At 44.0% G+C, this 16,844-nt stretch carries 11 protein-coding genes; 2 read left to right on the forward strand and 9 right to left on the reverse strand.

Annotation, left to right across the window (positions count from 1 at the left end; all coding sequences use genetic code 11):
* Positions 1-1,321 (forward strand): alpha-galactosidase (locus tag VNZ46_RS25595; RefSeq protein WP_325563907.1); only part of this gene is annotated, 1,321 nt, incomplete at its 5' end.
* Between the two features lie 163 nt (positions 1,322-1,484).
* On the opposite strand, the gene VNZ46_RS25600 is transcribed toward VNZ46_RS25595, so the two are convergent.
* Positions 1,485-2,912, reverse strand: coding sequence for a PLP-dependent aminotransferase family protein (locus tag VNZ46_RS25600; RefSeq protein ID WP_325563909.1), 1,428 nt, complete (start codon positions 2,910-2,912; stop codon positions 1,485-1,487).
* A gap of 104 nt (positions 2,913-3,016) precedes the next feature.
* Here VNZ46_RS25600 and VNZ46_RS25605 point away from each other — a divergent pair, with 104 nt between their 5' ends.
* Positions 3,017-3,568 carry a GNAT family N-acetyltransferase gene (locus tag VNZ46_RS25605; protein WP_325563911.1) on the forward strand — a complete coding sequence of 184 codons (552 nt, stop codon included), beginning with the start codon at positions 3,017-3,019 and terminating at the stop codon, positions 3,566-3,568.
* 3 nt (positions 3,569-3,571) lie between these two features.
* On the opposite strand, the gene VNZ46_RS25610 is transcribed toward VNZ46_RS25605, so the two are convergent.
* The 8 genes from VNZ46_RS25610 to VNZ46_RS25645 all read right to left on the reverse strand — a co-directional run.
* Positions 3,572-6,493 (reverse strand): glycoside hydrolase family 2 protein, encoded by a 2,922-nt coding sequence (locus tag VNZ46_RS25610; protein ID WP_325563913.1) that lies wholly within the window; start codon positions 6,491-6,493, stop codon positions 3,572-3,574.
* Between the two features lie 7 nt (positions 6,494-6,500).
* Positions 6,501-8,153: a sodium:solute symporter family protein gene (locus VNZ46_RS25615; protein WP_325563915.1), complete on the reverse strand. Its 1,653-nt coding sequence runs from the start codon at positions 8,151-8,153 to the stop codon at positions 6,501-6,503.
* 23 nt (positions 8,154-8,176) lie between these two features.
* Entirely contained in the window at positions 8,177-9,058 is an 882-nt protein-coding gene (locus VNZ46_RS25620; RefSeq protein WP_325563917.1) for an SMP-30/gluconolactonase/LRE family protein, read from the reverse strand.
* A 20-nt stretch (positions 9,059-9,078) separates the two neighbouring features.
* Positions 9,079-9,873, reverse strand: coding sequence for an SDR family NAD(P)-dependent oxidoreductase (locus tag VNZ46_RS25625; RefSeq protein WP_325563919.1), 795 nt, complete (start codon positions 9,871-9,873; stop codon positions 9,079-9,081).
* Between the two features lie 48 nt (positions 9,874-9,921).
* Entirely contained in the window at positions 9,922-11,088 is a 1,167-nt protein-coding gene (locus VNZ46_RS25630) for a mandelate racemase/muconate lactonizing enzyme family protein (RefSeq protein WP_325563921.1), read from the reverse strand.
* A gap of 16 nt (positions 11,089-11,104) precedes the next feature.
* Complete coding sequence (locus VNZ46_RS25635) at positions 11,105-13,384, reverse strand: glycosyl hydrolase family 95 catalytic domain-containing protein (RefSeq protein WP_325563923.1); 2,280 nt, start codon at positions 13,382-13,384, stop codon at positions 11,105-11,107.
* Between the two features lie 6 nt (positions 13,385-13,390).
* On the reverse strand, positions 13,391-16,315 hold the full coding sequence (locus tag VNZ46_RS25640) for a glycoside hydrolase family 2 protein (protein WP_325563924.1): 2,925 nt from the start codon (positions 16,313-16,315) through the stop codon (positions 13,391-13,393).
* Between the two features lie 47 nt (positions 16,316-16,362).
* Positions 16,363-16,844, reverse strand: a 482-nt coding sequence (locus VNZ46_RS25645) for an RraA family protein (protein ID WP_325563926.1), incomplete at its 5' end; no start/stop codon positions are given.

Raw genomic sequence — 16,844 nt, forward strand, 5'->3', positions numbered from 1 at the left:
TACCTATTCTTCACAAGGCAAAGGGCTGGCCAGCCGGAACCTGCAGAACTGGGCCAGAAAATACCAGTTACTGGAAGGTGAGGGACAGCGTTCTACCCTGCTGAACAATTGGGAAACTACTTATTTTGATTTTGACGATGAAAAGTTAAAGGGGCTGATACAAGACACTAAAAAACTGGGTGTTGATGTATTTTTACTGGATGATGGCTGGTTCGGGAACAAATATCCGCGCAATGGTGCCAGTTCAGGTCTGGGAGATTGGCAATACAACAGACAGAAATTAAAAAACGGCATCAGTTCGGTTGGAGAGGAAGCAACCGCGAAGGGTGTAAAATTCGGGATCTGGATGGAACCTGAAATGGTGAACCCAAAAAGTGAACTGTATGAAAAACATCCGGATTGGGTGATCAGAGAGCCTGGGCGCAAAGAATATTATATGCGCAATCAACTGGTTTTGGATTTGACCAATCCTAAAGTTCAGGATTTTATTTACGAAACCGTTGATGAGATTTTCAAAGAAGTACCTGCTTTATCTTTCATCAAATGGGATTGCAACTCCCTGATATATAATGCACATTCTCCTTTCCTTAAAAACCAGGACCATTTTTATATTGAATATGTGAGAGGGCTAAACAATGTATTGGAACGGATTCGGAAAAAACACCCTGCAACGCCAATGATGCTATGTGCAGGCGGTGGATCGAGGGTAGACTATGCAGCCTTGAAGTATTTTACCGAATTCTGGCCAAGTGACAATACAAATCCTTTTGACCGCATTTTTATTCAATGGGAATATTCTTACTATTTTCCTTCTGTAGCGGTAGACAACCACATCACGGACATGGGTAACCAAACCTTGAAGTTTAAGACCGATGTAGCCATGATGGGCAAATTAGGCTTTGATGTTAAAGTGAATGAGTTATCCCCGAAAGACCTCTTGTTTGCACAAAATGCGGTCAAAGCTTATGATGGCTTTAAAGATATTGTATGGCATGGGGACCAATACCGGTTACAGGATCCATATGAAAACAAAGTAGCCTCAATAGCCTATGTAAGTCCGGCTAAAGATCAGGCCATGGTGTTTAACTACCATATGCAAACCACCTTTAGTACTTTAATAAATTTACCGGTTAAACTAAAAGGATTAGCGCCCAGTCAGAAGTATACCATAGAAGAAATCAATCTTTATCCTGGCTCGGTATCGCCCATTGACAGCACAAAAACCTACTCCGGAGATTTTCTGATGAAAATTGGTTTTAATCCCTTGGTCAATGCAAAAAGAACCAGTGTAGTCTTAAAAGTAACCGCAGTTAAACCCTAAACAGGGAAAGGAAGATAAACATCCAATCACCTCCTCCCTATGCAATTTGCTCAGAAAATTTTACCCTGTTGATGAGCGGGCCTCAGAGATCTGTGCGCTTCTTCAGCGCACCTGATATCGTCAGCCCCGAAGCAATAGGGTGAAATTTTCAAAAGAAACCTCTCTATCTTCCCCCGGCCAGTTTCCCAATCATTCTGATTGCATCTTCTACCTCTTTGTTCCAACTCAAACCATAACTCAACCTCATGCAATTGTTATATTGGTTCTGCAAAGTAAACATCCTCCCAGGCGCCAAACTGACTTTGCGTTTAATGGTCTGTTCGTACAAGGCTGCTGTATCGACAGCCTGATCCAGTTCCACCCAAAGCATAAAGCCACCTTTAGGGCGGCTCACCCTGGTTCCCTCAGGGAAATATTTCATAATGGCATCCATATAATGGAGACTATTGCTATGTAGTACGTTTCGTAAGCCTTTAAGGTAACTCTCATACCTCCCCTTTTCCAAAAAAGTAGCCACAACCTCATGCGTAATTGTCGCATTGGAGATGGAAGTTGCAAATTTTACCCGTCTGATCTGCTCTGCAAATTTACCTGGTGTAACCCAGCCCACCCGGTAGCCAGGCGCCAAAGTTTTAGACAAGGAATTGCACAGCAGTACAAGGCCACTCTCATCGTAAGCTTTACAATTACCCGGCCGCTGGCTCCCGAAATACAGATCTCCGTACATGTCATTTTCAATCAGGGGAATATGATAAAACTCCATCAAACGGACCACTTCCTTTTTATGCTCAGCAGGCATAGTACCGCCCATTGGGTTACTGAAGTTACTGACCAGCAAACACAATTTTATCCGGTGTTTCCGCAATGCATCCTTTAAAGCTTCCATCTCTACCCCACTTTCGGGATGCGTTGGAAGTTCCAGTACATGTAAGCCCAGACTCTTGGCCAGCTGGAGAATTCCAAAATAAACCGGGCTTTCTACTGCAATCGTATCCCCGCGCTGCGTTAAAGCCAGTAAACACAAGGTCATGGCATGATTACAACCGGAGGTGGTCAATACATCATCTTCGGTGAGCTGCCCGCCCCAGATGGAAGAACGACGGGCAATTTGCCGCCTCAGCTTTACATTGCCCTGCACATGTTCATAACTGGTTCCTGAATCTGGAAAAGTGTGCAGGGTTTGCACCATCACCTTATTTAACTTGGCCAATGGCAAAAGCTCAGGAGAAGGACAACCCAGCGAAAGCATCATGGTTCCGGAACTGATCTCGCCGTAGACCTTACTCACCAGATCGGAATTATCCTCCTTGCCGGTTTGCAGAGAAGGCTTAGTCTGGTTGGGTAAGCCAGGGAAGGTTTTTACATAACTTACATAGTAGCCAGATTTGGGCATAGAACGGATTAATCCACGGCTTTCCAATACGTAATAAGCCTGCAATGCGGTACTCATACTCACCTTATGTAAACTGCAAATGCTCCGCACGGAGGGAATTTTATCTCCTCTGACCAGCATTCCTCCAAGGATCTGGCGGCTTAGATCGTCCGCAATCTGTTCATATAAATAGTTCTCTTTGGTGGCCGCAAGCTTCATCTTCCGTTAAACTGTTATGGTTAAAATAAGCAAAACTGTATCTGTACTCTAAAAGATAAATATAAGACATTTGAAGATATTAGATCAGCATAAAAAGAATACCAATGGAAATCGTTTTTGAAACCGCAGTTACAGACCATCATTTTGAACAGATCCTGGACTTACAGAAACAAAATTTATATAGCTCTTTGAGCCCGGAGCAGCAGATACAGCAAGGCTTTGTATTTGCAGAACACACTATGGACCGGTTAAAAACAATGGCCGCCGAAATTCCACAGGTCATTGCGCTTTACAATGGAAAAGTGGTGGGCTATAACCTGGCCATGACCAGCGGAATGAAAAATATCTTACCAAGCCTGGTGCCTATGTTTGAAGAGTTTGAGAAAACTGTTTTTAAAGGAAAACTACTGGGTGAATATAAATATATGGTAGGCGGGCAGGTTTGTGTAGCTGCAGCGTTCAGAGGCCAGGGTTTACTGAGCAAACTGTATCAGGAAACGCGCAGGAGGATTCCGGAAAGCTATCAGCTTTGTGTAACCGAAATTTCGGATAGAAATCAGAATTCATTAAAAACCCATCAAAAGATGGGTTTTGAAATTGCAGGGTCCTATCATGATGGACAGGAACCCTGGAATGTGGTGGTTTGGGAATTTTAGATTTTACGGACGGTCAATCTGAAGCTGGATCTTGTCCTGGATAACGTCCCCCGCTTTCAGAGGTCTGTCCATCTTTTCAGCGTGAGGCCTGAAAAACCGTTCAGCGCCCATATTGCTGTAGCCGGCAACAAGGACTTCAATGTTTTGTCCATTCTTCCAGGCACGCAGATGCTGAGCACCATCAGACTGGATTCTCAAAGAATCGGCCCCGTCATTCAGGCTGGCTTCTTTTATGTTCATTTTTGTTGACCTGAAATCGTTTGTACCCATTTCGTTTCTATCGGTACTCCAGGAATTGCCTGGCTGATGTGATGGACCGGCCGCTCCTGATACTTCTGCATCAGAAAGCAATTTTGCCTTTCCTGTCAATCGCCCGATATGATCTGCCGGATAGTAATTCCATTGCCCTTTCCTGGTCCAGTTTAATTCATTATAAGAGGCTGGAAGGTTAAAGACCATACCCCATTGTCTTGGATTAATATCCTTTTTAAGGGTGTATTTATAATCTGCCGTTATTTTACCATTGGCAAAATAATGATAATTAATTACCCCAAAAGCTTCTTCATACTCATCACTGATGCTTACGGTAAGTTCATTTTTCATTTTGCTGACCTTGACTTCTTTAACCACTCTGTTCTTGCAAACATTGGTGAAAGGGTCAAATTGCTGATTTTCACCTGTCATCTGGACGCCTCTTCCCTCGCCTGTGAGCGGGAGGATCATTAATTGTCCGTTCGAAAGTATAATCGTTTTGCCCTCTTTTCTGATCTGCTCCAGGTTTCCGTTTTTCAAATTTAATCTGATGTCCAGTCCTTTGTTCTTACTGATTAGCCTATCCTGTTCCTGCTGGTAAGTCCAGTACTGAGGGTCTTCTTTTTTCTCGGCAACCGTCACTACTGCAGGAACAACATCAAACTGGTAGACATCGATCATTACGTTCCGGGCATCGAAGACTTTGATCATCAGCGGATCAACTGGCGATGGCCTGTTGTTTAAGGCTAAACTGAGTTTAGAACTTGCTCCTGGCTTTACATCTGCCACAATATTTCCTTTTTCCTGACCAATGCTCCATTCTATTCTGCATTCGTTAAGATTGCTGAACAGCTGCCTGTTTTCTACCAAAAACTCTACTTTTCCTTCATTCCAATTGCCCGCAAGTTTGATTTTTACCGGAGAATAGATTTTTTTCATGTGCCAGTATTCTGGCTTTTCTCTTCTCCATCCATCTACCGGACCCCAGGTACCATATCCAACGGTTTTACCATTTGGAAGGAAGAAACTGTCATCTATTCCTGCCCAGATGGCGCCGCCCAATACCGCGTCTGTTTTCTGCATTTTTTCCCACATGGCTTCAAAACCTATACCCCAGGCATCACGTACTCCAGGATCTGTAACCAGTTCCAACCTGTTATAGGCATTCAGGTGCACATATTCATCAAATACAATTGGCCGTTTAGAGTTCCGGTATTGCTCTGGCCCTCCCGGACCCGGATAATGATGATTGCCAATTTCCAGCTCTCCGTCGTCACCATCAGGGCCGTACTGGCTGAAATTTCTCGGTCTTGTCGGATCAAACAGCTTGACCAGTTCACCTGTCTTCTTAAAATATTCCTTGTACTTTAAGGATTCATTGCCCAAAGACCAGATGAGCACAGACGGACTGGAGCGAAAGAAACTCACCATGTCCATGGTCTGGTTCACCAGCAGCTGATCTGCAAGCTCTATTGGAACTGTCGTATTTTCTGCCCAGCAAAAGGGGGCTTCCACCTCAAGGAACATGCCTAATTTATCACATGCCGCTACCAGTTCTTCAGGAGGAGGGTAATGAGAGGTGCGGATATAATTCACATTCCCTTCTCTGAAAATCTTCACGTCCTTTTCCCATTGGTTATCGTTTACAGATCTGCCACGCAATGGCATAGTCTCATGATGACATACGCCCCTGAGTTTTACAGGGATGTTGTTCACCAAAACGCGGTTGCCTTTTACATCAATCTGACGAAACCCAATCCGTTTGTCGACTTGTGATTTCACCTGATTTCCTTCCTTAAGGCTTAATCTTAATGTATACAAGAAGGGATGTTCAGGATCCCATTTCTGAGGTTTAAGCACATCAAAGCTCAAGGTTTGAGCAAGCAGTTTTCCAGATTCGAGTCCTCTTTCTATGGCGACAGACTTATCTGCAATCTTTTCTCCTTTTTCACCCGGGCCAAATAGTTCTGCCTGCAAAGTTAAACCACCGGATTTACTGCTTTTTTCATTAGCAACCACGATATCGGTTGTCAGTACTGCATTTTCAAACTTGGCATCAAAGCTCGTTTTTACATCCGCGTAAGCCAGATTCAAGTCTTCCAGTGCCATCAGGTACACTTTCCTGGAAATACCGCCCAAGGCATGAACAGCATATTGGGAAGCACTGGCCAGTGAATCTGCCTTACTTTCTGATTTTACTTTAACGAGCAGTTCATTGCTTCCCGACCATTTCACAAAGGCAGTGATATCAATCTCAAAGGGGGTAAACCCACCCAGATGTGTTCCTGTCTTTTGACCATTTACCCAGATCTCGGCATCACTGTATACGCCATCAAAACGGAGCTTTACACGTTTATTTTTCCAGCTTGAAGGGATATCTATTTTTTTTAAATATCCGGCAGCTTTACCCTTTTCCACTTCAAAGCCTTGCATAACCCATTCTCCGGGAACCTGGATAGGTTTCTTACAAGCTTCCCGCTCTATATTCTCTGAGAACAGCCATTGGCCATTTAAAGGAGTCTTTAAGGAAGTACTCGCCGGAACGGGAGACAAGCGTGCGATCCCGATGCTTTTATGATCTGATAATGGAAAGGTGATTTTTTGAATTTGAGCGCTTGCAGTGTTGACAACGAAGGCAAGCCAGATCAAACAGAGTTTATATAATATCTTCATTTTTGAATTAATAAAACAACAGATTAAAGATGACAGTGATGACCAGCACAATGATGCCCAGATAAAGCGGGTTCTTGTACCAGATTTTATTTAAATCCTTCTGCTTTGGTGTGAGACTATAGACCAATCCGATGAGCTCCTCTTCTTTCCGGGGCTTTGTTTTCAGACTCACCAGAACTGTAATCAGGAAGCAGACCAAAAACGCGAAGGAAGCGATGGCAAAGGCTTGTCCAGTTGCAGAGTAAAAGCTATATTCAGGAGCTAACCACCCTCCTTTGCCCTCTGCAACTGAAAAGCCATGTATACAAGCCGCAGAAAGTGTTCCTGCAATTAAACCCCAAAATGCACCATGTCCTGTAGTTCTTTTCCAGAACATGCCTAAAAAGAAAGTGGCAAATAAAGGTGCATTTACAAAACTAAACACCAGTTGCAACAGGTCCATGATGCTGTTAAAGCCCCGGGCAACATAGGCTGTGGCGATTGAAGCCAGAATGCCAAATATTGTAGCGGCTTTGGCTACATATAAGTAATGCTGGTCAGACGCATTCTTTTTGATATGGGTTTGATAAATATCATAGGTCCATACGGTATTAAAAGCGGTTACATTTCCGGCCATGCCACTCATAAAAGAAGCGATAAGGGCTGTAATGCCCAAACCCAGCAATCCGCTCGGATATAATTTCTGTAACAATAAAGGCAATACCATATTGTAATCCTTATACCCGCTCGCATTTACAGGAAGGTCGAAACCTTTATACTGTGCCTGCAGGGCCAGCAAAAGGATACCTGGTAAAATGACGATGGCAGGCATCAGGATTTTAGGAAAAGCCGCTAAAACAGGGGTACGCTGTGCTTCATTCAGGTTTCGGCTGGCCATAGCCCGCTGCACGACCAAAAAATCAGTACACCAATAGCCAAATGCCAGAACAAAGCCCAGCCCAAAGACCATACTGAAGGCATCTACACCCATAGGGTTATGTGCCGGACTGTCCAGCCCTTTCCAAACATGCAGTTTGGCATCGTCAACATGTTGGACAATCCCGGACCACCCTCCCGCCTTTTCCAAACCGATGTACACCAGGGGTGCTATCCCCAGGATGATCAGGAAGAATTGTACCACTTCATTGTAGATGGCTCCGGTAAGACCACCTGAAAAGGTATAGATCAATACGATTCCGGCCGCCAGCAAAATTGACATATCAAAATCCCAGCCCAATATGGTTTGCATCAGCATAGCCAGCGCATATAAAGAGACACCTGATGAAAAAACCGTCATACCGGCGAAGGTTAAGGCATTAAATGTGCGTGTTTTCTCATCAAAACGAAGTTTTAGATATTCGGGAACACTCCGGGCTTTGCTTCCATAATAAAAAGGCATCATGTATACCCCTAAAAAGATCATTGCCAGTGCAGCGCCCAGCCAATAGAAATGTAAGGTATATAAACCATATTTGGCGCCGTTCGCGGCCATCCCCAGTACTTCCTGTGCGCCGAGGTTTGCAGAGATAAAGGCAAGACAGGTAATCCACAATGGAATATTATGTCCACTGAGCAAGAAGTCTTTACCTGTTGTGACGCGTTTCCGTAACCACAGGCCTATGCCCATGACAAACAAGAAATAAATCGCAATAATTGTGTAGTCAATGATCTCTAGTTTCATTCATCAAGATTTAATATTTGGTTTTATGGTTTTGGCTGATATGGATTTGGTGGAAGACCGCAAACGCCAACATCAACGATAAAAAGTGATCCGCTATCTGGAAACCGCATCAGCTCTTGCTCAGAAAGGCCTTTACTTGCGGTAGTGATGAACAATTGCTGCATATTTTTTCCTCCCAGGGCGCAGGAGGTGACCAGCGGTACTCCAACATTTACCTTTCCTATCATTGCCCCTGTTGCAGGATCATAACGGTTTACGCATCCTCCGCCCCACATGGCAACCCAGAGCATTCCTTCTTCATCTATACACATTCCATCTGGTATGACATCTGTATCCGTTGTTCTGACCACGATGCGTTCATTAGAAATAAGACCATTTTTCAAGTCAAAATCGTAAGCTCTGATGTTGTATTCGAATGAGTCAATATAGTACATGGTTTGATGGTCCCTGGTCCAGCAAAGTCCGTTGGAAACACTTGTTTGATCAATGACTTTTTTCAAATTGCCATCAAAGCAATATAATGCACCCTGATGTAAGCGGGCATTTACATCCATGGTACCGACCCATAATCGTCCGGCCGGGTCGCATTTCCCATCATTGCTCCGGTTGGTTGTGATCTCTTGTTCTATTGTGGTGAGTTCTTTGAACTCTCCGTTTTTAAAATTGAGCAATCCCAGTGAACCTTGTAGGGCCACCAGCAGCGTATCAGCTGAAACCGGTACTACCGTGCCTACCTTTTTACCGGTATTGACTTCCTCAATACGCGGGGTCTGCGGATCGATAGCACCGACTTTCTCCCCATCAATATCCACATATAAAAACTTAGCCCAGTCCGGATGCCATATTGCGGCTTCTCCGAGGATTAACTTTGTCTGAACCAGTAATTCAGCGTTCCATATCTTCATCTTTTATCTGAATATCTAGTTTAAAAACCATCCTGCATTAATGCGCTTCTTCCCCCATCTATTAAATAAGTGGTGCCGGAAGCGAATGCGGCATATTCACTGGCCAGAAAAACACACCAGCCGCCAAGTTCCTCTGTTGTTCCAAGCCGTTTTACCGGGTGCAGGTCAATAGTTCTTTGTCTTTCCTGGTCTGGATGCTCAAATGAGTTAAACCAGCTTTGATTACCGGGCGTTTCAATAAAGCCAGGAGCAATTCCCACAGTACGTATGGCAGGCCCCCATTCAATGGCAAGACTTCTCACCAAACCGGTTAAGGCTGTTTTGGCCACGTTATAGGGAAAACAACCCGGTATGCTTGCAAAAGCATGATTGGAACTCATCAGGATAATTACGCCTTGATGCCGTTCAAGATAGGGTTTGCATAATTTAGCCAGTCTCCAGTGGGCAGCAAGATTCAGATCCATATTCTCCTGCCAGTCGTTTTCATCACATCCCGCAGCGCCTTTAAAAATATTTTTTCCTGCATTGGAAACCAGAAGATCTATCCTTCCGCCGGTCTTTTCTGCAACTGCCGCAACCAGCGCTTCCGGGGCTGATGGATGGCTGAGATCTGCTTGCTGGTAAAATACCCCGGTACCTTCAGCTTCTACTGCAGCGATAAAAGCTTGAGCACCCTGACTATGTAGCTCAGCTTCAGCGCAGCCTGCAATCATACAGCCTGCTTTGGCCAGCATTTTTGCCACACCTAAACCTATACCCGAGGTTACTCCTGTAACTAAGGCTACTTTCCCTTTTAGATCAATTTGAAAAGACATATTTCTTCATTCAATTTAAATGCACACCGGATACTTATTTTCCTATGGCTAGACATAAAATCCAGGTCTTGGCTCCAGAATACCTGGATGTTTTTCCATTTCCTCTTCCACCAAATCGACACCCAAACCCGGACGGTCGCTTAATTGCAGGTGACCATCTTTGATCATGTCTTTAATAGGATGGGTAATCACAGTATCACGCCATGCCACATCGTTGAACATAAATTCCTGCCTGAAGAAATTAGGTACAGAAGCACAGACCTGGGCACTGGCCAAGGTAGACAGTGGTCCGTTGGGGTTGTGGGGAGCGAGCAAAACGTTATAGGCTTCCATCATCGTGGCCATTCGCTTCATTTCAGAAGGGCCGCCACAACGGGTGATGTCTGGCATCATAATGTCGCAGATGTGTTTCTCCAGTACATCGCGGATGCCGTGACGGGTATAGTGGCGTTCACCTACACAGATGGAAACATTTGAGGGAATCCGATCTCTCATGGCTTTCAGGGTATTGGCATTTTCCGGCCCGGCAGGTTCTTCATACCAGGTGATGTTCAATTCAGAAAGCCGCTGCGCCATAGTAACCGCCACGCGATAATTTAACATGGCATGGGTTTCGATCATGATATCAAATTCTGGCCCCACGGCGTCACGTACCGCTTTACTTACGTTAAATGCGAGATCTTGCTGAGCAGCTGTAAGCTGTAGATTGGAGGATAGATCTTCGCCATACAAATAATTGGTATGTGCAAACGGATCGAATTTAAGTCCGGTAAAACCAGCTTCCTTTACCTTTAACGCCTGGGCCGCATAGTCAGATTCATTATGGCCGCCACCGGTAAACCAATAATTGGCATAAAGCAAGATATTTTTTCTAAAAGCCCCGCCTAGAAGTTCATAACAAGGCACGCCCAATACTTTTGCCTTTAAATCGAGCAGCGCCATGTCTATACCACTAATGGCACACATACTGGCTCCAAATGGGCCCATCCAGTTTAAATCCCGGTAAAGTTTAGTCCATATGAAATCTGTTTTCATAGGATCTAAGCCAATAATACGTTGACCAACATGTTTGGCTGCTTCAAAAACAATAGGACTTCCTGGCCAGTTTGTGGCTTCCCCAACACCGGTATGCCCTGTATCAGTATATATTTTTAATAAAGTCCAGTTGTATTTTACGCCCTCAACCAGCCATACTTTTACATCTGTAATTTTCATCTGTTTTTTTTGTTTTTTATTTAATTTTTAAGATCAGTATCCCACCAGGTTCTCCGCTCAATTTCAGGAACCCATCTGGTCCGTTTGTTACCATAAAACCTTTATTTGAAGTTATAGTATAGGTTTTGAATGGCAATTTTAAGCTTGTTGTATTTCTCTTTTCTGAAATAATTTTCACTTCGGCAATCTTTCCGTCGACTTTATTTGCACTGATGAGAAAGGCACCCTCAGCTCTTAAATTTTCAAAAGATAGATTTTTCCAATCTTCAGGAACTGCAGGCATGATGTCTATAAAGCCAGCATAGCTTTGCAGCAACATTTCCTGTAAGCCTGCTGCGAAGGCAAAATTTCCTTCCAGGGTAAAAGGACGGTAGTGAAATTTGGACAAGCCCGATTTGGTCTGGTCTCCGTTTAAATGAAAACTGTTAATGGAGCAAAAAGCACGCGCAAAGATCTGTAAATCTTTTGCGGCTCCGCTCCCATCTTTTGCCCTTGCCTTCATGTTCGCCAGCCAGGCATAGGAATAGCCACACCAATAATCGGGGCCTATGCTATCCAGTAAACCAATTGAATTTTTAATAATAGATTGTGCTCTTGGTCCATCTTCCCATTTAATTAAACCCAATGGATGAATGGCCATCATATGTGAAAAATGACGGTGAGACTGGTTATAAGCCATTGTTGGTGAAAACATCAGCTCGTCTTTTGCCGTGAGGGCATAGTCATCAAACTCTGCAAATATCTTAGCCCAATGTGCAGCTTCTTTTTTCAGGCCCAGTTCACCTGCCAGTTCGGCTGCTATTTTGAAAGTGGATTTCATTAAGGCCAGGTCATAGTTTGTATTTTGCAGAAACCAGGCACTTAAATCATTATCATTAATTTCCGGACTAGAACTGATTTTCAATTTGCGATGACCTTTATCATCTTTCACGCTTATGTTTTCCAAAAATACAGCGGTTTGCTGCAGCCATGGATAGGCTTTATTTTTAAGGAATGTTCTATCCATACTATACCTCCATTGCAGGTAGTAATGTTGTGCCAGCCAGGAGGACACAGTTGGCGATAGTGCATACTGGATCCAGCCCCCCATTTCGGTGCCATCCAATGTGGTAACGCCAGGAACTGCAAGGCCATTACTGTTAAAGTATAGTTTTGTATACCGTTTATAATTGGCTTTATTCTGCTCCAGGTGATTGATATAGCCCATGGCCAGATCAAGGTGGTTGCCGCTGTAGGCGGGCCAGTAACTGAGTTGTGTATTTAAGTCGTGGTGAAAGTCTCCTTTCCAGGGAGGTAAGCGTCCATTATCTGCAGTCCATACCCCTTGCAGAGAAATTGGTGGAGCATCTGGCCTGGCTAGTGAGCCAAATTTGTACTGTTCCAGGTACCATTGTTTCTCCAGTAAACCATCTGGTACATGCAGTGCTGATTTACCCCAGAAATCTGCCCACCAGGTGGTATGTCTGCTGAGGTCGGTATCAAAACTCCCCGGCACAGTTTGCTGAACAATTTCAATGGCTTTCTTTACCGGCTTCTGCTCCGGGTATTGAGAAGAAATGCTCCAGACACCCTCTATGGTTGTTTTGTCTATCTTTTTCCATTGTACAGCGATATCATAACTAAAGCCATTCCATCCCTCCTGATGATAGTTTACGCTGTTTCCATTGCGTTTCATAGTGCCTTGCTGGTAGCCCAGTCTGGAAAGATCATCGCCTCCAACAGGATCACCCGATATCTTGACTTGCCCCTGGTATTTGGGTGCGATGAGCTGGGGGTTGAATTCTCCCTTCAGATTTTGAAATTTAAACCAGCCTACAGGTTTGTTGGCGGCAACAAAGGTTTCCATCTTGGTTCCATTGGCCCAGATCACCTCGCATAATGCATTTTTCAGGGATAAATGTACTGAAGTAACAGCGCCCCAGTCTTTAGTGTTTAATTCTAAGGCACCGCCTGGAATTTTGGAAGGTGCCGGCTCCTGATCATAAGGCCCATCCAGTAATTGCTGTACTGGCTTGTAGTCCTTTTTGTTTACCTGATCTATGACCCATTGGTAACTAAATTCTTTGCGGTGCAAACCTTTCATTGGCCGCATATCCCAAAGGTCGGCCCGGTCTAAAGAAAATCTTAAATGATCTGCTTTTTGCCAGACTAAAGCGCCCAGTATCCCATTACCCAATGGAACTGCTTCATCCCACTGGGTGGCCAGTTTATCAAAATACAGGTCGTGCCGGTCTGATTGTGCAAATACACTGTTATACAAGACAATAAATGTGGCAACTGCAATGATCCTTTTCATAGAAAATTATTTTATAACAAGTGTCAATTTACCTTTTAAAGTATTGTCTTTTATCTTAATTCTTCCGTTTGTATGAGGAGAGCCGTAAAATGGTTCAGACCCATTGTTGCAGTAGTCTGCGATCAGCCAGTTTATATTTCCGTCCTGCAACCAGCTTCTGGAGGCCTGTGTTCCATCAGAAAGCACGGTGATACCGTCTCCATTAGAATTTTTAAGGGAAGCGTTTTTTATGTATCGCTTAGTGGAACGAAAATCATTACTGCCTAAATCATTTGCATCATCTTTCCAATCTCCTTTTTGGACAACACCCCATTCTTCTACGGCATTCATGGGTTTTGCATTAAGCATGGCGGTTCCTTCCGGCCTTGCAATATCATTTGCCGGGTAGACAGTAAATTCTGCTTTACGTTTCCAGTTCAGCTCCTCAAATGATTTGGGAAGTTGCAGCATGAGCCCATACTGATACGGTGATATATCCGCTTTGGTATATTGAACCTCATATTCAGTGATCAGTTTTCCGTCATTGGTGAAGAAATAGCTTTGCTTGCCTTTGCAGTCAAGGTAGGAAACTTTCATGGAGAATTTTAAGCCCGAATCCGTTTTTTGTACGATGAGGTCATTGGCAAATAAAGTATAGCACGGATAGTTTTTGAGCGGATAAATGTTGTTCTGATAGGTTTCTCCCGCTACGTTTGGTTTCCCGCCATCCTCTTCATTCATAGGGACCATGCTGAATACCGGCCCTTGTTTTAGTATTTCTGTATCTCCTTTCCGTGCAGAGATAATGACCCCGGTATTTTTACTGATGGTGTAGGCTATATTTCCTTGTTGCACGACGTATGCAGCCTCGTTCTCGGTATAGGATAGGGCTAAATTCTGGCCAGCTGGAATGGCTTCCTCTGCACCTGTTTCGTATTTTTCTTCATCAGCAGTAAAGCCCCTCGGGTCTTTAAAACTAATTTCCAGCATTTTCACCTGATCGGCAGGAATTTTAATGGTACCGCTGCTGCGTGGGGCAATTCCGCTTTTAACTGTTCGGGAAACTCCATTTATGATGGCGGTAATATTGATCTCATTTAACGAGCTAAAGTCATATCTGTTCTCTACGCTCAATTCAATATATTTTTTACCTGCTGAGGGCCAGTTGATGTGTTTTACTTTTATGGGTGAATAGGCTTTTTTCATTCCAAAATACTCTGGTTTTGGTCTGCGCCATCCATCAATCGGTCCCCATGGGCCATAACCTATAATCCGGCCGTCGGGCATGTGAAAAGTATCGTCAATACCGCTCCAGATGGCACCACCCAGGCATCCTTTATGATAATACATCGAATCATACATCATTTCCAGGGGTTTGCCGTAACTGCTGCGTACGCCCGGATCGGTCAGTAATTCCCTGCGGTTGTAACAAGAGACATGTGCGTACTCCCCAAAGAGGACTGGCCGTTTCATGGTATCGCATGCTGCTGGTCCGCTGATACCGGGATAGTGGTATACTGCTATATCAGCGGTGCTGTGTGCGTTGTTAAAACCACCCCAGCATTGATCGTGGAAGGTGGTTGGACGCGAAGGGTCAAGTTTTTTTACCACCGCCAGCACCTTTTCCCACAAGGGGCTCCATACAGATTCGTTACCCAGCGACCAGATCACCACAGAAGGATGATTGCGGCCCGCCAGTACATTTTCCACATCTGCATTCACCATATAGGGTAAGAACCTTTCGTCTTTGTAATTCCATTTTTTCCAGATGGGCGATGCGCCATGGTTTATCCAGCAAAGGGAGGCTTCACTTTCAACAAACAACCCTAAGCTATCCGCTGCATTTAAAAATTCTTCGGATGGTGGATAATGTGAGGTACGGATATAGTTGCAATTTGCGTCACGGAACAGTTTGGCATCCATACGGTCCAGTTCCGGACTGATACTTCTGCCGGTAAGGGGATGTATGGAATGACGGTTTACACCCCGCAGTTTTACCGCCTTTCCATTAACCAATAATTGATTTCCTTTAACTTCAACCTGCCTGAAGCCAAGAGCTTGGTTTATGGTTTGCACCGCTTTGCCATTAACCAGCAACGTGCTTTTTAAGTGATAAAGATTGGGGTGCTCCGGATCCCATTGTTTCGGTTGTTTTACGGCTATAGTGGTTTCAACTCCAGTAGTTGTATTGGGACCTGCCGGTCTGGAAACCGGAGATAATTTTTGGAAAACGACTTGACCAGATGCATCTGATAAAACATACTGAAACTGAACCGATGCAGACAGAGCGGATTCATTGGCGATTCCTGATTGTATTTTTACTACGGCGTTTTTAAACTGCGGGTCAAATGTTGTGGTAGCTATGGTTGAAGCGATATTGATTTGCGGCAAAGTAAATAGTGTTACTTTGCGCAACAGACCGCCAACCGTGTGTACTGCATATTGCGAAGTACAGGCCAAACGGTCGCTCATGGTTAATGCCTGTACTTCTACTTCTAATAGATTTTGACTGGCATGAAGTGCTTTCGTAATGTCTACTTCAAAGGGTACAAAACTTCCTTCATGTTCACCTACTTTTATATGGTTAACCTTTATTAATGCATGAGAACTTACACCATCGAAACGTATTTTTATTCTTTGGTCTTTCCAGTCTGCCGGGATATCAAGCTTTAGGCTATACACAGCCGTTTCACCTTCTTTAACGGTAAAACCTTGCATTTCCCATTCGCCAGGCACAGTAATGCTGTGCCTGGCCTGACTTCCTGAAACCTGGAAATCCCATTTACCATGTAGTAAAATATGTGTCTGCTGTGTGTTTGAAACCTTGGCAGGAATGGGCGAAATCCGCGGAATGTCAAATCCATTGATCTGGCCCTGGCCAAAGGAATGACCAGCGTGAACTAATAATAGAAGCAGCAGGCAAAATTTAAGTAGCGATGCGGTTTTAACCATCCTGATCGTTTTGTTTATAAATGATAAATTTAGTTTTATAATTCCAATTACATGATTCCATAGATCTCAAATGCCTCTTTTGCTGCCATACCTTCCTTGATCTTTTGAAAGACAACTTTTTCTCCTCTTGCTTTTTCAAAAGCGAGCCTGAATACCTCTTCTGAAGCCTCTTTTGGCACAATGCATACACCATCTCTGTCTCCAATCACATAATCACCTGAGTTGATGACAACGCCATTCATTTCTATAGGGGTTCTGAAATCGATCACTTTACCTCTTGGCGCCTGATCTTTTGCATAACTACCGTAAGAAAAAGTTGGGAAATTCATTTCCAATATTCCATTTGTATCTCTTGAATAGCCATTGACCACTGCTCCGACGGCGCCCAGCTGGGTTGCTCTTACACTCATCAGTTCTCCCCATAAGGCATAAGAAGGCGATGCTCCGGTACAGATATATACTTCATTTCTTTTCAAATCATCCAAAGCTTCCAGCATTAAACCAAAAGGTTTTCGCAGAACAGGATTGT

The organism is Pedobacter sp. (assembly GCF_035566355.1).
Classification (GTDB): Bacteria; Bacteroidota; Bacteroidia; order Sphingobacteriales; family Sphingobacteriaceae; genus Pedobacter.